This window comes from Sphingobium sp. FG11, from assembly GCF_057809915.1.
The window spans coordinates 106,089-124,332 of record NZ_JBMDKW010000007.1 but is presented as its reverse complement, the minus strand read 5'-3'; the positions used below and the strand labels follow the sequence as shown (position 1 = coordinate 124,332).

General features: G+C 66.9%; 20 protein-coding genes. 10 read left to right on the top strand and 10 right to left on the bottom strand.

What is annotated here, in order from left to right:
* The first annotated feature begins 50 nt into the window (after window positions 1–50).
* The 4 genes from ACODSN_RS08360 (at window position 51) to ACODSN_RS08345 (ending at window position 4,287) form a co-directional block, all read left to right on the top strand.
* Window positions 51–383, top strand: a complete 333-nt coding sequence (locus ACODSN_RS08360) for a UrcA family protein (RefSeq protein ID WP_489054571.1) — start codon at window positions 51–53, stop codon at window positions 381–383.
* A 152-nt stretch (window positions 384–535) separates the two neighbouring features.
* Complete coding sequence (locus ACODSN_RS08355) at window positions 536–2,062, top strand: NAD(P)/FAD-dependent oxidoreductase (protein ID WP_489054570.1); 1,527 nt, start codon at window positions 536–538, stop codon at window positions 2,060–2,062.
* Window positions 2,063–2,066: 4 nt separating this feature from the next.
* Complete coding sequence (locus ACODSN_RS08350; RefSeq protein ID WP_489054568.1) at window positions 2,067–2,486, top strand: GtrA family protein; 420 nt, start codon at window positions 2,067–2,069, stop codon at window positions 2,484–2,486.
* Window positions 2,464–4,287 carry a hypothetical protein gene (locus ACODSN_RS08345; RefSeq protein ID WP_489054567.1) on the top strand — a complete coding sequence of 608 codons (1,824 nt, stop codon included), beginning with the start codon at window positions 2,464–2,466 and terminating at the stop codon, window positions 4,285–4,287. The genes ACODSN_RS08350 and ACODSN_RS08345 overlap by 23 nt, the downstream gene beginning before the upstream one ends.
* On the opposite strand, the gene msrB is transcribed toward ACODSN_RS08345, so the two are convergent.
* From msrB to ACODSN_RS08330, 3 genes are read right to left on the bottom strand one after another with little or no spacing between them, the layout of a single operon-like run.
* Window positions 4,245–4,721 carry a peptide-methionine (R)-S-oxide reductase MsrB gene (gene msrB / locus ACODSN_RS08340; protein WP_489054566.1) on the bottom strand — a complete coding sequence of 159 codons (477 nt, stop codon included), beginning with the start codon at window positions 4,719–4,721 and terminating at the stop codon, window positions 4,245–4,247. The genes ACODSN_RS08345 and msrB overlap by 43 nt on opposite strands.
* Before the next feature lie 19 nt (window positions 4,722–4,740).
* Window positions 4,741–5,931 (bottom strand): ABC transporter permease, encoded by a 1,191-nt coding sequence (locus ACODSN_RS08335; protein WP_489054565.1) that lies wholly within the window; start codon window positions 5,929–5,931, stop codon window positions 4,741–4,743.
* Complete coding sequence (locus ACODSN_RS08330; RefSeq protein ID WP_489054666.1) at window positions 5,928–6,905, bottom strand: ABC transporter ATP-binding protein; 978 nt, start codon at window positions 6,903–6,905, stop codon at window positions 5,928–5,930. The genes ACODSN_RS08335 and ACODSN_RS08330 overlap by 4 nt, the downstream gene beginning before the upstream one ends.
* 22 nt (window positions 6,906–6,927) lie before the next feature.
* Here ACODSN_RS08330 and queG point away from each other — a divergent pair, with 22 nt between their 5' ends.
* The gene (gene queG / locus ACODSN_RS08325) at window positions 6,928–7,974 is read left to right on the top strand and encodes a tRNA epoxyqueuosine(34) reductase QueG (RefSeq protein WP_489054563.1); all 1,047 of its coding nucleotides are present in this window, start codon (window positions 6,928–6,930) and stop codon (window positions 7,972–7,974) included.
* Between the two features lie 50 nt (window positions 7,975–8,024).
* On the opposite strand, the gene ACODSN_RS08320 is transcribed toward queG, so the two are convergent.
* Both ACODSN_RS08320 and ACODSN_RS08315 read right to left on the bottom strand, forming a co-directional pair.
* Window positions 8,025–8,399, bottom strand: a complete 375-nt coding sequence (locus tag ACODSN_RS08320; protein ID WP_489054561.1) for a hypothetical protein — start codon at window positions 8,397–8,399, stop codon at window positions 8,025–8,027.
* Window positions 8,396–9,067, bottom strand: a complete 672-nt coding sequence (locus ACODSN_RS08315; protein WP_489054665.1) for an EI24 domain-containing protein — start codon at window positions 9,065–9,067, stop codon at window positions 8,396–8,398. Before ACODSN_RS08315 ends, ACODSN_RS08320 begins: the two co-directional genes overlap by 4 nt.
* A gap of 110 nt (window positions 9,068–9,177) precedes the next feature.
* Between ACODSN_RS08315 and ACODSN_RS08310 the strand changes: the two genes are divergently transcribed.
* Window positions 9,178–10,179: an adenosine kinase gene (locus ACODSN_RS08310; RefSeq protein WP_489054560.1), complete on the top strand. Its 1,002-nt coding sequence runs from the start codon at window positions 9,178–9,180 to the stop codon at window positions 10,177–10,179.
* A gap of 6 nt (window positions 10,180–10,185) precedes the next feature.
* Here ACODSN_RS08310 and ACODSN_RS08305 read toward each other — a convergent pair whose 3' ends face one another.
* From ACODSN_RS08305 to tsaD, 3 genes are read right to left on the bottom strand one after another with little or no spacing between them, the layout of a single operon-like run.
* Entirely contained in the window at window positions 10,186–11,712 is a 1,527-nt protein-coding gene (locus tag ACODSN_RS08305) for a lipopolysaccharide biosynthesis protein (RefSeq protein WP_489054559.1), read from the bottom strand.
* A 31-nt stretch (window positions 11,713–11,743) separates the two neighbouring features.
* Window positions 11,744–12,715, bottom strand: a complete 972-nt coding sequence (locus ACODSN_RS08300; RefSeq protein ID WP_489054557.1) for an NAD(P)H-dependent glycerol-3-phosphate dehydrogenase — start codon at window positions 12,713–12,715, stop codon at window positions 11,744–11,746.
* Window positions 12,712–13,746: a tRNA (adenosine(37)-N6)-threonylcarbamoyltransferase complex transferase subunit TsaD gene (gene tsaD, locus ACODSN_RS08295; protein WP_489054556.1), complete on the bottom strand. Its 1,035-nt coding sequence runs from the start codon at window positions 13,744–13,746 to the stop codon at window positions 12,712–12,714. The genes ACODSN_RS08300 and tsaD overlap by 4 nt, the downstream gene beginning before the upstream one ends.
* Before the next feature lie 44 nt (window positions 13,747–13,790).
* Here tsaD and hemC point away from each other — a divergent pair, with 44 nt between their 5' ends.
* From hemC to ACODSN_RS08275, 4 genes are all read left to right on the top strand, one after another.
* Window positions 13,791–14,717 carry a hydroxymethylbilane synthase gene (hemC, locus tag ACODSN_RS08290; RefSeq protein ID WP_489054554.1) on the top strand — a complete coding sequence of 309 codons (927 nt, stop codon included), beginning with the start codon at window positions 13,791–13,793 and terminating at the stop codon, window positions 14,715–14,717.
* Window positions 14,714–15,385, top strand: coding sequence for a uroporphyrinogen-III synthase (locus ACODSN_RS08285; protein WP_489054553.1), 672 nt, complete (start codon window positions 14,714–14,716; stop codon window positions 15,383–15,385). The genes hemC and ACODSN_RS08285 overlap by 4 nt, the downstream gene beginning before the upstream one ends.
* A 9-nt stretch (window positions 15,386–15,394) precedes the next feature.
* On the top strand, window positions 15,395–16,291 hold the full coding sequence (locus ACODSN_RS08280; RefSeq protein WP_489054551.1) for a hypothetical protein: 897 nt from the start codon (window positions 15,395–15,397) through the stop codon (window positions 16,289–16,291).
* A 111-nt stretch (window positions 16,292–16,402) separates the two neighbouring features.
* Window positions 16,403–17,149 carry an esterase/lipase family protein gene (locus ACODSN_RS08275; protein WP_489054550.1) on the top strand — a complete coding sequence of 249 codons (747 nt, stop codon included), beginning with the start codon at window positions 16,403–16,405 and terminating at the stop codon, window positions 17,147–17,149.
* An 18-nt stretch (window positions 17,150–17,167) separates the two neighbouring features.
* Here the strand turns inward: ACODSN_RS08275 and ACODSN_RS08270 are convergent, their stop codons facing one another.
* Both ACODSN_RS08270 and ACODSN_RS08265 read right to left on the bottom strand, forming a co-directional pair.
* A complete protein-coding gene (locus tag ACODSN_RS08270) occupies window positions 17,168–17,353 on the bottom strand; it encodes a hypothetical protein (protein WP_489054548.1) in 186 nt (61 codons plus the stop codon).
* Window positions 17,354–17,434: 81 nt separating this feature from the next.
* Entirely contained in the window at window positions 17,435–18,229 is a 795-nt protein-coding gene (locus tag ACODSN_RS08265) for a polyphosphate kinase 2 family protein (protein ID WP_489054546.1), read from the bottom strand.
* Window positions 18,230–18,244: the final 15 nt, after the last annotated feature.

Here is an 18,244-nt window from a genome sequence, read left to right as displayed (position 1 = left end):
CCATGCAGGCGGTGGGCAGAATAATAAGCATGTTCGACAGGAGAAGCAGGATGACAAGAAAGACCTTGGCGGCGCTTGCCGTCACGATGTGCCTCGTGGCGCCCGGTTTGGCTTCGGCGACCGGAATGAGTTCAGACGTGATCGTCGATGGCCGCACCGGCGCCATCACCCGCAGCGTCGCCGTGACTGTGGCGGACCTCAACCTGGCCAGCGCACACGGTTATCGCATGGCCGACTCGCGTATCACCCGCGCCGCAAAACAGGTTTGCGGATATGTTAATGGGTCGATCATTCCGGTCAGCAACGATTATCGCACCTGTTTCAACGGTGCGCAGCAGGGCGGACGCAGCGAACTCGACAGCCGCGTGCAGCGCGCGGGCTGATCCTCAATATATCCATCAGCAAAAGGGCCGTTCCGTAACCGGAGCGGCCCTTTTTGTTGCCACTTCTATCCTTACCCGACGTTAACCACTCCTTAGAGGATTTCCTTCACTCCCGACGAATGGACCAAAGGACCATCCGGGGGAATTTCTGCATGCCGCGTGCCGACCGACCAGTGGACGTCGCCATCATCGGGGCAGGGCCGGCCGGGCTTACCGCCGCCTATCTGCTGACGAAGCAGGGCTATAGCGTCACCGTGATCGAAAAAGACCCGGTCTATGTCGGCGGGATCAGCCGTACGGTGGAACTGGATGGCTTCCGCTTCGACATTGGCGGCCATCGCTTCTTCTCGAAATCCAAACAGGTGGTGGACCTGTGGAACGAGATATTGCCGGATGATTTCATCCAGCGCCCGCGCATGAGCCGCATCTATTATGAGGGCAAATTCTACAGCTATCCCCTCCGCGCGTTCGAGGCGCTATGGAATTTGGGCCTGTGGCGATCGACCCTGTGCATGGCGAGCTTCGCCAAGGCGAAACTTTTCCCCAACCGCAAGATCCGCTCGTTTCAGGACTGGACCGTCAACGCCTTTGGCCACAAGCTGTTCTCGATCTTTTTCAAGACCTACACCGAAAAGGTCTGGGGCATGCCGTGCGACGAGATGTCGGCGGACTGGGCGGCGCAGCGAATCAAGGGCCTGTCCCTTTGGAGCGCGGTGACAGATGGTCTCAAGCGGAGCCTGGGCCTCAACAAAAAACCCAATGACGGCATGGAAACCAAGACCCTGCTTGAAACCTTCCGCTATCCGCGGCTGGGACCGGGCATGATGTGGGAGGCGGCGCGCGACTTCGTGGTCGCTGGCGGCAATGCCGTGCTGATGGACCACAGCCTCAAAATATTGTCGCAGGATCAGGCGACCGGGCGCTGGCGCATGACCGCGCAGGGACCGGACGGCGACATCGTCGTGAATGCTACCCATATCATCAGTTCCGCACCGATGCGCGAGCTGGCCGGGCGCATCCACCCGCTGCCCGATAGTCTGGGCGAAGCTATGGAACTCAAATATCGCGATTTCCTGACCGTCGCGCTGATGGTGAAGGGCGAGGATATTTTTCCAGACAACTGGATCTATATCCATGATTCCAAGGTGCAAGTCGGCCGCATCCAAAACTTCCGTAGCTGGTCGCCCGAAATGGTGCCCGATCCTTCGCTCGCCTGCGTGGGCCTTGAATATTTCTGTTTCGAAGGCGACGGTCTGTGGTCGGCGGAGGACGCCGATCTGATCGCGCTGGCGACGCGTGAAATGGAGACGCTCGGCCTTTGCAATCCCGACGATGTCGTCGGCGGCGCGGTCGTGCGGCAGGAAAAGGCCTATCCGGTCTATGACGACGATTACGCCGCGCATGTGCTGGCGATGCGCACCGATCTGGAGGCGCGTTACCCGACGCTGCATCTGGTCGGCCGCAACGGCATGCACCGCTATAATAATCAGGATCATGCGATGATGACCGCGATGCTGACCGTGCGCAACATCGTCGCCGGCGCGCGCATCCATGACGTCTGGTCGGTGAACGAGGATGCCGAATATCATGAATCGGGCGACGAGGGGCAGGATGCGGCGGATGATCGCGCCGCGCTTTCCAGCGTCCGCCCCGTGCCCTCGCGCCTGCGGGCGGCATGACGCCATGCACAACAGCGTCCGCATACTCGCCGCGCTGGTGAGCGCCCTCGCGGCGCGCTTCATGCTCGCCCGCTATCTGCTGGCGAGCGTCAGCGCGCTCGCCACCGACATGATCGTCTTTCTGGGCCTGTCACATGGCGGCGCGTCGCCGATGATGGCGGCGCTCGGCGGCTATTGCGCGGGCCTGATCGTCCACTGGATCATCAGCGTGCGCTTCGTTTTCGACACCGGGCACGGCTCGACGCAGGGCCAGCTTCTGGGCTTCGTCGCCACGGCCTTGCTCGGCCTTGGCATCACCATGGCGATCGTCGGCAGCCTGAGTGCGGCTGGCGTCGCACCGGCGGTCGCGAAACTCCTGTCCGTGCCGATCAGCTTCTTCACCGTCTACGCCGCGCGGAAATATGGCGTATTCGCCCGCGCCTGATCGCGCGCGCCGTCTGGCGCCGGGCTGGGGTTGGTGGGCGCTCGTCGCCTGGGCCGCCTGCTGCGCTGTCATGCTGTGGCTGTTCCACCGGGATTTTGCCGCGCTCGCCTTCCGCGATCCCGATGACGCGATGCGCCTGCAACAGGTGCGCGACTGGATCGGCGGCCAGAACTTTTTCGATGTCACCCAGCACCGGGTCAATCCGCCCGTCGGTGGTCCCATGCACTGGTCGCGCATCGTCGACATGCCGATCGCCGCGCTGATCCTGCTCACGCGCCCGCTCTTAGGTGGATGGTGGAGCGACATCTTCGCCTGCGCCATCGTGCCCCTGCTGCTGCTCAGCGGGCTGGCGGTTGCGCTTTACCGGGCGACGGCCCGGCTCGACGGACGGGCCAGCGCGTTTCTCGCCACCGCCCTGCTGCTCACCACGCCCTCCATCCTCGTTCAGTTCACGCCGTTGCGGATCGACCATCATGGCTGGCAAATCTGGATGGCGGCGGTCGCGCTCGCGGGAGCGTTCGACGCCAGACCCGCGCGCGGGGGCGCAATCGCAGGGCTGGGAATCGCGATCTGGCTCCAGATTTCGAGCGAAGGCCTGCCCTATGCCGCGCTCTTCGGCGGCGCATTCGCCCTGCGCCAGTGGGTCCTGCGCGACGACGCGCCCCGCTTCACCGCTTATGCGGCGACCCTGGGCGGTTCCGCGCTCGGCCTGCTGATCGCCCTGCGCGGCTGGCACGCGCTGTTCGATACGAAATGCGACGCCCTGTCCGCGCCCTATGTCTGGCCGCTCGCCCTGCTGGCGCTGACAACGCCGATCGTGGCGCGTCTGGCTGGTTCGGCCACCCGGACGCGCCGCCTGTTGCCGCCCGCGATCGGCGCTGGCTGCGCGCTCCTGCTGTTCCTCGCGATCGGCGGCCCCTGCCTGTCAGGCGATCCGTTCAAGGCGCTGGGACCCACCGCCTATAAGCTCTGGTATCTTCAGGTCATGGAGGGGCGGCCGATCTGGGAACAGGGCCGCTCGCTCGCGGGCGTGATCCTGCTGCCCACATTGCTGGGGCTGGCGGGCGCTCTTCTCGCGGCGAAAAACCAGACCGACCGGCGCAAGCGGCTCGACTGGCTGATGCTGGCGATCCTGTTGTTGGGCGCGCTCGCCGTCGCCTGCATCCTGATGCGGGCCATGACCGTCGCGCATCTGTTTGCGCTGCCCGGCATCGGCTGGCTGCTGCAACGGTTGATCCCGCGCGTTCAGGGCGCGCGGTCGGCCTTCCTTCGCGTGCCGGGATCGGTCGCGCTCGTAGCACTGACCCCGGTAGGTCTCAGCGCGGCATGGATCGTGCTGGCATCCCCGTCCGAGCCTGCCAGACAGGTGGGTACGAATTGCCGGGGCGCCGCAACGCTCGCTCCGTTGCGTGCGTTGCCACCCGCGACGCTGTTTGCTCCGTTGGACATGGGGCCGGACATTTTGGTGCATACCAGCCATAGCGTCGTCGGTACTGCGCATCACCGCAACGCGACCGGCATCACCGCGGTGATCGAGGGCTTTACCGATCGGCCCGATCAAGCCCGCTCCATCATCGCCGGGGTAGGCGGCGGCAGGGGCGCCGACTATGTCGTCACCTGCTCGGGCCTTGGCGAAATCGCGTTATATGGCAAGGCGAGCCGCCACGGTCTGGCGTCAGATCTGGCAAGAGGCGCGACGCCCTCCTGGCTCCAGCCGCTATCGAGAGCCGGGCCGCTGCATATTTACCGGATCGTCCGTCAGGCCGGGCGGAAGGACAGCGCCACACCGTTCATGCAATAGCGCTTGCCGGTCGGCCTTGGGCCATCGTCGAACACATGGCCCAAATGCCCGCCGCAGCGCGTGCAGTGGATTTCGGTGCGGACATAGCCAAGATCGAAGTCCCGGCTGGCCCCGACCGCCTTGCGCAGCGGTTCCCAGAAGCTTGGCCAGCCCGTGCCGCTGTCGAACTTGGTCCGCGAACTGAACACATTCTGATCGCATCCCGCGCAACGGAAGGTGCCGGCGCGATGCTCGTCATTGAGCGGGCTGGTGAAAGGCCGCTCGGTCGCCTGATGGCGCAGCACATTATAGGCGAGCGGGCTGAGCTTGCGCTTCCATTCCGCATCGCTCAACGTCACGGGGTAAGCGGCCTCCGCTCGCCCCATGCCGAAGCGGGCCAGGGCAAGAGCGCTGACGCCAGCTGCGGCTCCGCTCAGGAAAAATCGGCGGTTCATGCGCCGCATGGTGCGCGCTTCAGCCTGTCCGCCGCCTGAACAGGCCGCGTTTCTCGCCCCGGCCCGAATTCATCACATGGCGGCGGAAGAGGTGCACCCCGAGACGGATGATGAACCCCACCCACAGCGCCTGCCACAGGATCGCGACCAGGTGCGGCCACAGCGCCTCGCTCTGCGCCGCCCGCGCGATCATGGCGAAGGGCGAGCTGAACGGGAAGATGCAGGCGGCGATCTCGGGCGGCGATCCCATATGATCGACCGCATAGGTGGCGAAGAAGAAGATCGCCATCTGCCCCATCGTCACCGGCATGTTGAGCGTCTGCACTTCCCGCACCGTCGCGGCCTGCGCGCCAATGCCCAGAAACAGCGATCCGAGCAGCGTGTAAGCCATGGCGAAATAGATGACGCCCAGCAGCAGGAACAGCGGCCAGCCCACGGCCGGCGTCGGCAGGGAGATATCGGGTCCCGCGATCAGGAACAAAGCCCCGGCGAGGCCAGAACCCCAAAAGGCGATGCCGATGAAACTCATCCCCAGCATCGCGAGCAGCTTGCCCAGGAATATCGCATCCACCGGCACCGCGGCGGCGAGGATTTCGATGATCTTGTTGGTCTTTTCCTCGACCAGATTGGACAGCACCATACCTGCCAGCAACATGGTGAGGATGAAGATCGCGACCTGCGCCGCGCGCCCGGTCGAAAGCCGCCCCTGCCCCTGCGCGCTGGCATTGTCGGCGACGATCCGCTTGGCGATCGTCACATGCGGCAGATAATCGCCGACTTTGGCAAGTCCCGCCATCAGGCTAAGGTCGCTTTCCATGGCGCGGATATCCTCCGCCTTCCCCGTCAGCACCGGACCATCGAGCGAACCGGACAGTACGGCGATGATGCCCGCATCCTCGCGGCCGAGCAGGACGTTGGGATCGCTGCCGGCGGGCATCCGGCGCAGTTCGGGCAAATGACCGGGGCCGATGCGACTGGCGATCCGCTGGCGCGCCCAGAACAGCCTGTCGGCCTGCGCCGCCTCCCATGTCACCGCCACGGCGGGCTGAAGCCGGTCGCGGCCGATCTTCTGCCCCAGCCCGCCAAAGGCCATGCCGATGAACAGCGGAAACAGCGGCCCCAGCAGGAACAGGATGAACGTCTTGGAAAAAATGACCGCCGTAAAATCCCGCCGGGCGATGACGAAGGCGGCGCGCAGGATGTCGGTCATGCGATCTCCTCCCGCGCCTGATCCGCATCCATCTGCCGCGCCGCCGCTTCCCCGGCGATCGCCACGAAGGCGTCGTGCAGGCCCGGCCGCTCGATCGACAGGCTTTCTATCCCGGCCTGCCCGTCGAGCAGCGCACGCAGCAGCGGCTCCATCCCTTCGTCCGGCAGCGCGAAATGCCACGCACCGTCCCGCGCCAGCGTGTCCGCCGGAAGCGCCTGCCGCCACGGCCCGTCGCTCATCCGCGTGCGCAGCACGACCTGCGGGCGCAGCCGACCCCGCGCGGCGTCGACCGATCCCTCGAACCGGATGCGGCCGCCCGCGACGATGGCGATCCGCTCGCACAGCCGCTCGGCATGGGCGATGACATGGGTGGAAAACAGGATGGTGACGCCCGCCTCCGCCTGCTCCCGGATCAGCGCCTCCAGCTTGCCCTGGTTGATCGCGTCGAGACCGGAAAAAGGCTCGTCCAGCACGATCAGGCGCGGTTTGTGAACGATCGTCCCGAACAGCTGAATCGTCTGCGCCATCCCCTTCGACAAGGCGCGGATCGGCTTGTCGGCGGCCGCGCCCATGCCATGATTTTCCAGCATCGCGCGCGCCCGCTCCCGCCCGGTCCCGAGCGGCAGGCCGCGCAATGCACCCATGAAGGCGATCGCTTCATAAGCCTTCATCGAAGGATAGAGACCGCGCTCCTCGGGAAGATAACCGACCTGCTTCGCCATGCGCAGCGGCGAGGGATCACCAAGCAAAGTCCGCCGCCCCTCGTCAGGATCGATGATGCCGAGCAGGGTGCGCAACAGCGTCGTCTTGCCCGCGCCATTGGGACCGAGCACGCCATAGATGGCACCCGCCGGCACCGCGATGTCGATGCCGTCGACCGCCCGGAAATCCCCGAAACGCTTGACAAGGCCATGGGCTTCGACGGCATAGGCGGAGCTTTGAGGGGGAGCAGGGGTCGGGGTGTCGCCGATCATCCGCCCCTGATAGTCGGTGAGCATGGCAACGCAACTCGAAACCTTGGAGCAGCGCCTCAAAGCGCAGGCCGCGCGGCTGGGCTTCGCCGCCTGCGCCATCGCGCCCGCCGACGCCGCTCCGCAGGCGGGCATGCGGCTGCGGCAATGGCTCGACGCCGGCCATCATGGCGACATGCTGTGGATGGAGGAGCGCGCGGACCAGCGGGCGTCGCCGCAGGGCCTGTGGCCGGATGTGCGCAGCGTCATCATGCTGGGCATGAGCTATGCGCCGGGGCGCGATCCGCTGGCTCTGGCGGACGTGGCGGACCGCGCGCGCATATCTGTCTATGCTCAGGGCAAGGATTATCATGATGTCGTCAAGAAGGGGCTGAAGGCGCTCGCCCGCTGGCTGGTCGAACAACAGCCGGGCGCACTCAAGGTGTTCGTCGATACGGCGCCGGTGATGGAAAAGCCGCTCGCCGCCGCCGCCGGTCTCGGCTGGCAGGGCAAGCACAGCAATCTGGTCAGCCGGGTCCATGGCAGCTGGCTGTTTTTGGGCGCGATCTATACCGAAATCGCGCTCGCGCCCGACGCAGCGGAAATCGACCATTGCGGCAGTTGCACCGCCTGCCAGACCGCCTGTCCCACCGACGCGTTCCCCGCCCCCTATGTCGTCGATGCGCGGCGCTGCATCTCCTACCTCACGATCGAGCATAAGGGACCGATCCCGGAGGAATTTCGCGAAGGGCTGGGCAATCGGATCTATGGTTGCGACGATTGCCTCGCGGTGTGCCCGTGGAACAAGTTCGCGCATCGGGGCGCGGCCAATCGCGCCTTCATCGGCCGCGCCGAACTGGCCGCGCCCGCCATCGGCGACCTGCTGGCGCTGGACGATGCCGGGTTTCGCGAGATTTTCTCCGGCTCGCCGATCAAGCGTATCGGCCGTAACCGCATGGTCCGCAACGCCGCCATCGCGGCGGGCAACAGCGGAGATTCGCGCCTGCTCGCCCGCCTGACGCCGCTTGTCGCCGATCCCGACCCGGTCGTGGCGGAGGCGGCGGCATGGGCCATCGCGCGGCTGACCGTTTAAGAGTTTTTTGGAAATGCGCGGATGCGCCAAAGGCGCATTTCCGACAAACTCTAACGTCGCTGCAATGCCGTCGCGCAGGCGGCCGGATCGACATCGACGCCCAGCGGGGAGCGGGCATCGACATGGGTCACCACCGGCTCCTTGCCGCGCGCCGGGGCGTACAGATAGGCGTCCAGCACGCAGCGCCCGTTGGCGAATTGCAGCTTGCGTCCCGTGCTTTCCCTGATGTCGAGCCGGGGCGTGCCGAACATCTGCGTCAGCCGCCTTGCATCCTCGCCCATCAGCGGACCCTGCCGGGAAAAAGCGCTGGCGGGCGGACCGGCCGGGACCGTGCCTACGCCGGTCTGGACGCGCGGCACCGCGCCCCCGCAAGCGGCCAGCGACAAGGCCAGCAATGTGACGGACAGCGGGCGGACGGAGATCAAGCGGGCTTCCTTCTGACGCCGTGCAGCATATGCACGGCCATAGCCGCGCTCCAGATAGGCGCAAGCAGGTTGAGGATGGGCGTGAGGAACAAAAGCGCCGAAACGAGGCCCATCAGCCACCGGCCGAGCGGCGCGATCCGCGGCAAGTCAGGATGGCGCGGCTCCACCATATCGGCCAGATCGCGACCCAGAAGATAGGCGTTGATCGCGAGGAACAGCGCGATCGTCCCGATACCCGTCACGATCAGCGCGATATAGGCGGGGAGCGCCAGCAGGTTCCAGCCGAGCGTGCGCCCGATCGAGCGGAGCGCGAAGCGCAGGCCGCGACTCACGCCGACAGAGCGCGCCGCCGCTGCCGCCTGCGGATAGCTTTGCGCCTCCACGGCGACGATGATGTCGTCGGCGAACAGGCCCATGACCGCCATCGCCGCTGCCCGAAATAGTAGCCAGCCGAGCGCCAACGCCACGAGCGCCGTGGCCGTCGCCTCCGCCAGCCCCCCGCCCCAACTCCAGCCAACCCACAGGCGAACCCCGTGCAGCGCAGCCCACAAGCCGATGGCCAGCGCACTAAATAGCAGCAGCGTCAGCACCAGCGTCTTAAGCAGCAACCGCAGCGCCGCCTTGTGAAACAGGAAGGGAAAGGCGCGCAGGGCGGCGGCGATGACCATCGCTTTCGCTATCCCGCTCCGCCGGGTCGCGTCAATCACTGCCGTTGCGCGCGCTGCGCATGGCCGATAGACACGCCGCCATATTACTCCCCTTTCGTGAAGGAAAATGCGTGACCGCTTCCGCCCCCTCGCTCGACGTCGTCGCCGTCGGTAACGCCATCGTCGATGTCATCGCCAAAAGTGACGACGGCTTTCTGGCGGAACATGCGCTGACCAAGGGGGGGATGCAGCTTATCGACGCCGACATGGCGGAAAGCCTGTATGCCGATATGGGCGCGGCGATCGAAAGCAGCGGCGGTTCGGCGGCGAACACGCTGGCCGGACTGGCCGCACTCGGCAAGAAATGCGGCTTCATCGGCCAGGTGCGCGACGATCAGCTTGGGGGTGTGTTCGCGCATGACATCCGCGCGCTCGGCATCCGCTTCGACACCCCGGCGCTGACCGGCGACGCGCCGACCGCGCGCTGCCTGATCCTGGTGACGCCCGATGCGCAGCGGACGATGAACACGTTTCTTGGTGCATCGCAGTATCTGCCCGCCGCCGCGCTGGACGTCGGGCTGATCCAGTCGGCGGCGATCCTCTATCTCGAAGGCTATTTGTGGGACCCCGAGCAGCCCCGTGCGGCAATGCGCGCCGCGATCGACGCCGCCCGCGCCGCCGGCCGCAAGGTCGCCTTCACCCTGTCCGACAATTTCGTGATCGACCGGCATCGCGCCGACTTCATCGACCTGATCGATCAGGGCCTGATCGACATCCTCTTTTCCAATGAGGGCGAAATCCAGTCGCTGGCCGAAATCGACGATTTCGAAACGGCGGTGGCCTCGATCGGCGTGCGCGTGCCCGTGCTGGTGTCGACCCGCAGCGAAAAGGGCGCGGTCGCGGTCGTGGCGGGTGTGCGTTACGAAGCGCCCGCCGCTCCCGTCGACACCATCGTCGATACGACCGGCGCGGGCGACCTGTTCGCCAGCGGTTTCCTCGCCGCCCATCTCGACGGACGATCGGTGGAGGACTGCCTGAAGCTCGGCGCGGCGGCGGCGGCGGAAGTGATTTCGCACTATGGCGCGCGACCCGAGGCGGACCTCAAACTGATCGCGACGCGCCTCTTCGCCTGAACCTGCTCAGGCCGCGCGCTTTTCCTTGCGGAACAGCGCGCGGTCGTCCGACCCGAAGCCCCAGCGCCAGATGACGAGTCCGTAAGCGGCCAGAATTGCAGGCACGCCTAGGACCAGTTCAGCCCATTCCATATGCGGCGGCAGCGCGACGAACCCCGCTCCGACGATGCAGCCCACCCCTGCCGCGCTCAGCAGGGGCCAGCGCCAGGCATTGACCCGCGCGTCGAGCAGGCGGGACAGCAGGCGCGCCTTCACCAGCGCACCCATGGCCAGCGCGATGCACAGCGCCAGCGCCGGGGCGGCGGCGACCACCATGTCGCGCAGCCCCAGCCGCCGTGCCGCCAGAATGAGCGCAAAACTCAGGCCCGCCTGGCAGGCGATCATCATCAGCGAAATCACCAGATTGCGGTGGCGCGCAATATAGACCAGCGCCGATTCGCTGACCACGGCGGTCGCGGCGACCACTTCGGCCAGCAGCAGGAAGGCGAGCGCGCCCGTGCCGCTGACGAAATGCGGCCCGACCAGTCCCATCACGGCTTCGCCCGGAATGCCCAGCGCCAGCGCGATGCCAGCCTGCGCGGCGATGATCCAGAAACCGACCTGACTGACCTGCCGCGCGATCGCCGCCAGATTGCCTTCCGACAGGTTCCGCGTAATCACCGGGCCAAGGATCGGATCGAAGCTGGTCTTGAGCTTTTGCGGCAACGACGCGACCTGCTGTGCGACATAATAGATGCCGATCACTGCCGGGCTGACGAACAGGCCAAGGATCGCCATGTCGAGCCGCCGCGAACCCCATTCCACGCCGTCGGCGGCCGCAAGCGGCAGATTGCGCCGCGCCATGCGCCACAGCCGCCCCGGATCGGGCCGCCATCCATCGGGTATGCCATAATGGCGCGTCATCGGAATGATCGACGCAACAAAGGCGGCGACCATCGACACGACATAGGAGAGGATCAGCCCGTCGCGCGTCGAATAGAAAGCAAATCCGAATGCGCCGATGCTGATCGCCCACGGCTCGATGATCGAGCGCGCCCGCACCGTCGCGCCGATATCGAAGCGATAGGCGCAGGCAGCGAGCGCCACGTCGGAGCCGGCGACGGCGATGACGATCAGCGCGAGCAGCCTGTCGAGGCCGTTGATGCCGCTATTGGGGAACATCGCCTGCGGAAACGCGACCAGCGCACCCGCCGCCAGCAGCGACGCGCCCATCGTCAGCACCATCGCGTCAGTCACGACATGGGCATGGGGCCGCTGCGTCTGCGCCAGCGCGCCAGCCAGGCCGCGTTTCAGACCCAGCGTCGCGAGTTGCGCGGCGAACTCCACCACCAGCACGGCATAGGCGAAGCGCCCGAGCGCATCCGCGCCATAGACCCGTCCCGCTATGAACAGGAAGGGCAGGCGCGCCGCCAGACGCAGCAGGAAACCGAAGATGTTGGTCCGCCCGCCCTTCGCGAGCGCGGCGATATCATCCTGCGACCCCGAAACGGATGCGTCTGCCGCCAACGAAACTGCCCCCTGATCTTTGCGCATGGAATAAGGTAAAAATCGCCCGCGAGCGACTTTATTCGGCGCGCAGCGGACGGGCGAGCAGCGCGTCGATGACCTGCGCCAAGGGCGCTGCCCCTTCGATCAAGCCGCACACCGCCTCCACGACCGGCATGTCGACCCCGGCGGCGCGAGCGGCGGCGAGGAGAACAGGCGCGGTAAATGCGCCTTCCGCGACCGTCCGGCGATTGGCGAGCAGTTCTGCGGGCGCCCTGCCCTCGCCCAGTCCCTTACCGAACGTGAAATTGCGCGAATCGGTCGAGGAGCAGGTGAGGACGAGATCGCCCAGCCCCGAAAGCCCGGCCAGCGTCTCTGCCCGCGCGCCACGCGCCAGACCAAAGCGCGTCATCTCCGCAAAGCCCCGGCTGATGAGCGCAGCGCGCGCATTCAGCCCCAACCCCGCGCCCTCCGACACGCCACAGGCGATGGCGAGGACATTCTTGACCGCGCCGCCAATCTCCGCGCCGATCACATCGTCCGACAGATAGGGCCGGAATGCGGGCCGGGCGATCCGCGCCGCGATCCGGTTGCCGAGCGCCGCGTCGGTGCAGGCGAGCGTGATCGCGGTGGGCAGGCCGCGCGCGACCTCATGCGCGAAGGTCGGGCCGGAGAGGACGGCGACGGGCGCTTGCGGGCGCACCTCCGCCACAACTTCCGACATCAGCAGTCCGGTGCCCGCTTCGATCCCCTTCGAACACAGGACGAGTGGCACGCGCGCGGGCGCTTGCGCGATCACGGCGCGCAGATGTTGCGCCGGGCTGACGACCAGCAGCAGGTCGCGATCGGCCATGTCGGCCATGTCGGCGGTCGCGATGATCGACGGGCTGAGCGGCAGACCGGGCAGATAGAGCGGGTTGACATGATCGGCGTTAATCGCCGTCACGACCTCCGGCTCCAGCGCCCACAAGCGCACCTCATCGCCACTGGCACAGAGCAATTGCGCCAGCGCCGTGCCCCATGCGCCGCCACCCAGAACGCCCGCCTTCATGCCTTCACCCCCGCGCCACGCGCCTTTTCGGCGTCCGGATCGAGCGGCCAGCGCGGCCGCGCCGGGACCGTCAGATCATCGACCAGCCCGGCAGCGAAGCGCTCCGCCCCGGCCCAGGCGATCATCGCCGCATTATCGGTGCACAGCCACAATGGCGGCGCGACGAAAGGCAGGTCGCGGCCCAGCGCCAGCGCCGTCAGCGCATCGCGCACCGCCTGATTGGCGGCCACACCGCCCGCGACGACCAGCGCCGTGATTCCTTCGCTCGCGTTGAGCGCGCGGCGGGTGCGATCCAGCAGGCAGTCGATCACCGCCTGCTGAAAGCTCGCGGCGATATCCTCCTTGGCGTACAGGCCCGATTGCGCCGCGCGCATCACCGCGCTCTTGAGGCCGGCGAAGGAAAAATGCGGATCGTCGGTGCCGACCAGGGGCCGAGGCAGCGGAACCGCTTTGGGATTGCCGAGCGCCGCCGCCTTCTCCACCGCAGGACCGCCGGGAAAGCCGAGGCCGAGCAGCTTGGCGGTCTTGTCGAACGCCTCGCCCGCCGCATCGTCGATCGTCGTCGCAAGCCGCCGGTAGCGCCCCACCCCCTCGACCCGCAACAGCTGGCAATGCCCGCCCGACACCAGCAGCAGCAGATAGGGAAAGGCCAGCGAAGGATCGGCGAGACGCGGCGACAGCGCATGGCCTTCGAGATGATTGACCGCGACCAGCGGCTTGCCCGCCGCATGAGCCAACGCCTTGCCGGTGACAAGGCCGACCATCACCCCGCCGATCAGGCCCGGCCCCGCCGTCGCCGCGATCACATCGACCTGCGCCAGCGTCATATCGGCGTCGGCCAGCGCCGCCTCGATCAGCGGCGTCAGCGCCTCGACATGCGCGCGCGCCGCGATTTCCGGCACCACGCCGCCATAGGGGCGATGCGCCTCCTCCTGCGTCGCGAGCCGATGGGCCAATATTCGCCCGTGGGCCGTCACCAGCGCGGCTGCGGTTTCGTCGCAGCTTGATTCCAGGCCGAGGATAATCGTCATTCCCGCTTCCATCTAATGCCCGTGGTCATTAGAGCAAGCCGCATATGCTTTTGCCCGAACGACCGTTGCGCCTTGGCACCAGAGGATCGCCGCTGGCGCTGGCCCAGGCCCACATGACCGCCCGCGCCCTGATCGACGCCCATGGCTGGAGCGACGAGGCGATCCAGATCGTCACCGTCCAGACCAGCGGCGACCGCATTCAGGATCGCGCGCTCGCCGATATCGGCGGCAAGGCGCTGTGGACGAAGGAACTGGACCGCGCTCTGATCGCTGGCGAGATCGACTTCGCCGTCCACAGCATGAAGGATGTCGAGACGCTGCGGCCATCCGCCTTCCGCATCGCCGCCATGCTGCCGCGCGCCGATGTGCGCGACCGGCTGGTGGGCGCGACCGGCTTCGACGCCCTGCCCTCCCGGCCGCTCATCGGCACCAGTTCGCCGCGCCGGGCGGCGCAGGTAAAACGCTTGCGTCCCGACGCGACGATCACGCTGTTTCGCGGCAATGTCGCCACGCGCCTCGCCAAGCTGGCGGCGGGGGAGGTTAATGCGACCCTGCTCGCGGCGGCGGGGCTGGACCGGCTGGATCAGGCGGAGGTCGGCGTCGCCATTCCGATCGACACGATGCTCCCAGCCCCATCGCAGGGCGCTGTGGGGATCGAGGCGCTGGCCGACAATCAGCCCGTGCTGGCGGCGCTGGCGGCGATCAGCGATTCCGCCACGTTCGATTGCGTGATGATGGAGCGCGCCGTTCTGCGCGGGCTGGGCGGCACCTGCCATTCGCCGATCGCGGCGTTGGCGCTGGTCGATGGCGAGGGGCTGTTCCTGCGTACCGAGATCATCAGCCCGGACGGCCGGGAGACGGTGCACGAGGAAGCGCGGCTGCCGCGCGGTGACGAGGCGGCGGCGGAATCCATTGGGCGGATGCTGCTCGACCGGGCCAGCGCGTCGCTGCGCGCCCTGTTCACCGGGTGAGCCGCGTCCTGATACTGCGTCCGGAACCGGCGGCGAGCGCAAGCGCGGCCGCTGCGACGGCGCGGGGGCTGAACGCTCATGTGCATCCGCTGTTCGCGCCGCAGCCGCTCGACTGGACGCCACCGCGGCCGGAAGATTTCGACGCCTTCCTCCTGACCAGCGCCAATGGCGTGCGATGGGCCGGACCCGATCTGGCCCGCTATCGTCACCTGCCAGCCTATGCGGTCGGCGCGTCGACCGCACGGGCGCTGCACGACGCGGGCTTCGAAAATGTGACCGCGGGCACCGCCGACGGCAGCGCCATCGCCGCGCGGATCGCCCATGACGGGCATCGTGCGGTGCTGCATCTGGCGGGCAAGCGCACCGCGCCGCTGGACCCCGGTCCGCTGCACATCCGTCGCATCGCCATCTACGCCATGCTTCCCGCTCCCGATGCCGATGCGCTGCCCGCGCTGGTCAGGCCGGGCGATATCCTTCTCATCCATTCGCCGCGCGCGGGGGAGCGGGCGGCGGCGCTGCTCCCCCCTTCCCTGCGCGGCACATTGCATATCGTCGCCATCAGCCGGGCGGCGGCGCTGGCCGCCGGCGACGGTTGGGCCAGCAGCCAGGCGACGCAGCAGCCGCTAGATGACGACATGCTGGCCCTCGCCGCCCGATTGTGCAAATAATCAGGCGATATGGAAGACAGCCCCGTGACAAGTGAGGAATACGGCGTCGAGCGCCGCGCCGCGCCAGCAGCCGTCCCGCGCCCCCGGAACCTGTGGCTGGTGCTCCTGCTCCCATTGCTCGCCTTTGCCATCGGCGTCGTCCTGACGATCCTCGCCCTGCCCGATGCGCAGCGATGGTGGCGCGGACGCCTTTCCGATTCGCCGCGCAGCGCGCCCGTGGCCACCGGCGCACCCGCGCTCGCCGTCATGCCGGTCCGGCCGTTGAGCGCGGACGCGGAACGATTGCTCGACGGTCGCACCGTGCAACTCGAAGAACGGCTGAACCATATCACGGTCGAAGCGCAGGCGGCGTCGGGCAATGCGGTGCGCGCCGAAGGATTGCTCGTCGCCTTCGCCGCACGGCGCGCGCTCGATAGCGGCGCGCCGCTCGGCTATATCGAAGGTCAGTTGCGGCTGCGTTTCGGACAGGCGCAGCCCCGCGCGGTGGCAACCATTATCAACGCCGCGCGGGAGCCGGTGACGCTGGCGGACCTGCGCGCCACCCTGCTCGATATCGCCGATCAGGTGGCCGCGCCCGACCCGGACGGCAATTGGTGGGACGCGCTGGAGCATGAGGCGCGCGAACTGGTGACGATCCGCAAGGCTTCCACCCCTTCGCCGCGCCCGCAGGCGGCCATGGATCGGGCGCTTCGGGCGATTGACGGCGGGCGCGTCGCTGCGGCCCTGGCGGAGGTCGAGGCCATGCCCGGCCGCGCCCTTGCCGATCGGTGGATGCAATCGGCCCGCCGCTATCTGGAAGCGCGCCGCGCGCTCGATCTGGTCGAAACGGCGGCCGTGCTCGAACCGCGCCAGTTGCGCGGGACGGACGGCGCAGCGCTTTCCCAAACCTCCCCCTTCGCCCCCTGATCCAGCCGCACTCGCGGCGAACCGTTCCGCTGGGGCGATGAAACCCGTGGACGGCCCGGACGTTTGTCACGACAATGTCATTTTTGTCCGTTCGGGCATCCGGGATTTATCGTGCCGCCTTACGCCAACAGCATCGCCAGTTTCTGGAAAGACCGACTCGCCATCGGGCCGCGCGCCACGGCGCGTCCGTCCATTCAGCATCTGCTCGCCAATGCCGGCCTGCCGATCGACGTGGCGCGCACGCGCAAACAGGCGGCATCGCTCGCAGGGGAAATCCGGGGCGATGGGCGCCATATCCTGCTGCTGCCCGGCCTGCTGGCGTCGGAATCGCGGATGGAGGCGATGCGCGGCATATTGAATGCGGCGGGCTATGACGCGCATGGCTGGGGCATGGGCCGCAATTTCGGGCCGAAGATCGACAGTCTGGAGCGGATCGACCGGCGCATCGACGCTATCCGGCGCGTGTCGGGCGGCAAGGTCATATTGGCCGGATGGAGCCTGGGCGGCCTGTTCGCGCGCGAATATGCCAAATATGCTCCCGGCAAAGTCGGCGGCGTCATCACGATGGGCACGCCCTTTTCCGGCGATCCGCGCGCGAACCATGCCTGGCGGCTCTACCAGATCGTAGCCGGCTGTCCGGTCGACCAGCCCCCTTTCGCATGCCGCCGCGAGGAAAAGCCGCCGGTGCCGACGATCGCCCTATGGTCGCGGCGCGACGGCGTGATCCAGCCAGAATGCGCGCGGGGCCGTGTTGCCGAAAGGGATCAGGCGATCGAGGTAGACTGCACCCATATGGGCTTTGCCGCCTCACCTGAAGGCATCGCCGCCGTGGGGCAGGCAATGGCGCTGATCGCCTGAAAGCCCCGGAAGGCCGGTTTATTCATGCGGTCGTAAAGAACGATTGAGGCTGTCGAGCACTTCGGCGATCGGCTCGGTCACGGTGACGCTGCGCCCTTCGCCGAAACGGATGCGGGTGCCGTCGCTTACCGACGAAACGAAGGTGACTTGCGCGGCGTTGACGGCGGTTTCGGTGCGGTCGGCGCCTACGAACATGACGAGCATGGCAGTCCTCTCCTTGTTATGGAGGGACAGCCTAACCGGATTTTCGGGCCGCGCCAGCCTGTTTTACATACGCACCCGCGCTTATGATGCGGCCCCGCGCGGTCGATAGCCGAATGCCTGCTCGGCCAGCTTGACGACTTGTGGGTCGGCTGCCGGAAAATCCATCGGTACCAGCGCTTCCAGACGGTCGGCGACATGGGTCAGCGCCGCGATCCGTCCGGCCTTGCGGTGATTATTGTCGATTACGTGCCACGGCGCCTGTTTCGTATCGGTGTGTTTGAACATGGCGTGCAGCGCGTCGAGATAGTCCGCCCGCCGTGCCCGATTGCGATAATCGTCCGCGCCCGTTTTCCATCGCTTCCACGGCGTGTCGAGCCGCTCGGCCAGTTGCTTGTCCTGCGTCTGCTGACTGATGTGGACGAACAGTTTGACGATGTTGGTGCCCGCATCGATCTGTTGCTGCTCGAACGCGTTGATCTCGTCATAGCCGCGCTTCCAGTCGGCCTTCGTCGCGAAGCCCTCCACTCGCTCCACCAGCACCCGACCGTACCAGCTGCGGTCGAAGATCGCGATGTTGCGCCCGGCGGGCAGCCGCGTCCAGAACCGCCACAGGAAATGATGATCCCGCTCGATATCGCTCGGCGCGGCGATGGGATGGACCTGATAATAGCGCGGGTCCCAGTCAGCGCTCATCCGCTTTATGATGCCGCCCTTGCCCGCCGCATCCCATCCTTCGAACAGGATCACCGACCGCCGGTCATGGATAATGTGCGCGACCTGGATTTTGGCGAGCCGCTGCTGGAGCGCGGCCAGTTCCGCCTCATAATCGCCGGCGAATTTCGCGCCGGATTCATAGTCAGCAAGATCGATGGTCATCCGTCTCTCCTTCGC

Coding starts and splice junctions, on each gene's coding strand:
- ACODSN_RS08265 (WP_489054546.1), bottom strand. CDS start 18,229: ATGACCATCGATCTTGCTGACTATGAATCCGGCGCGAAATTCGCCGGC.
- ACODSN_RS08330 (WP_489054666.1), bottom strand. CDS start 6,905: ATGATCGGCGACACCCCGACCCCTGCTCCCCCTCAAAGCTCCGCCTAT.
- ACODSN_RS08315 (WP_489054665.1), bottom strand. CDS start 9,067: ATGGTCATCGCCGCCGCCCTGCGCGCCTTTCCCTTCCTGTTTCACAAG.
- queG (WP_489054563.1), top strand. CDS start 6,928: ATGGCAACGCAACTCGAAACCTTGGAGCAGCGCCTCAAAGCGCAGGCC.
- msrB (WP_489054566.1), bottom strand. CDS start 4,721: ATGAACCGCCGATTTTTCCTGAGCGGAGCCGCAGCTGGCGTCAGCGCT.
- ACODSN_RS08355 (WP_489054570.1), top strand. CDS start 536: ATGCCGCGTGCCGACCGACCAGTGGACGTCGCCATCATCGGGGCAGGG.
- ACODSN_RS08335 (WP_489054565.1), bottom strand. CDS start 5,931: ATGACCGACATCCTGCGCGCCGCCTTCGTCATCGCCCGGCGGGATTTT.
- ACODSN_RS08345 (WP_489054567.1), top strand. CDS start 2,464: ATGGCGTATTCGCCCGCGCCTGATCGCGCGCGCCGTCTGGCGCCGGGC.
- ACODSN_RS08360 (WP_489054571.1), top strand. CDS start 51: ATGACAAGAAAGACCTTGGCGGCGCTTGCCGTCACGATGTGCCTCGTG.
- ACODSN_RS08280 (WP_489054551.1), top strand. CDS start 15,395: ATGGAAGACAGCCCCGTGACAAGTGAGGAATACGGCGTCGAGCGCCGC.
- ACODSN_RS08300 (WP_489054557.1), bottom strand. CDS start 12,715: ATGAAGGCGGGCGTTCTGGGTGGCGGCGCATGGGGCACGGCGCTGGCG.
- hemC (WP_489054554.1), top strand. CDS start 13,791: ATGCTTTTGCCCGAACGACCGTTGCGCCTTGGCACCAGAGGATCGCCG.
- ACODSN_RS08270 (WP_489054548.1), bottom strand. CDS start 17,353: ATGCTCGTCATGTTCGTAGGCGCCGACCGCACCGAAACCGCCGTCAAC.
- tsaD (WP_489054556.1), bottom strand. CDS start 13,746: ATGACGATTATCCTCGGCCTGGAATCAAGCTGCGACGAAACCGCAGCC.
- ACODSN_RS08305 (WP_489054559.1), bottom strand. CDS start 11,712: ATGCGCAAAGATCAGGGGGCAGTTTCGTTGGCGGCAGACGCATCCGTT.
- ACODSN_RS08350 (WP_489054568.1), top strand. CDS start 2,067: ATGCACAACAGCGTCCGCATACTCGCCGCGCTGGTGAGCGCCCTCGCG.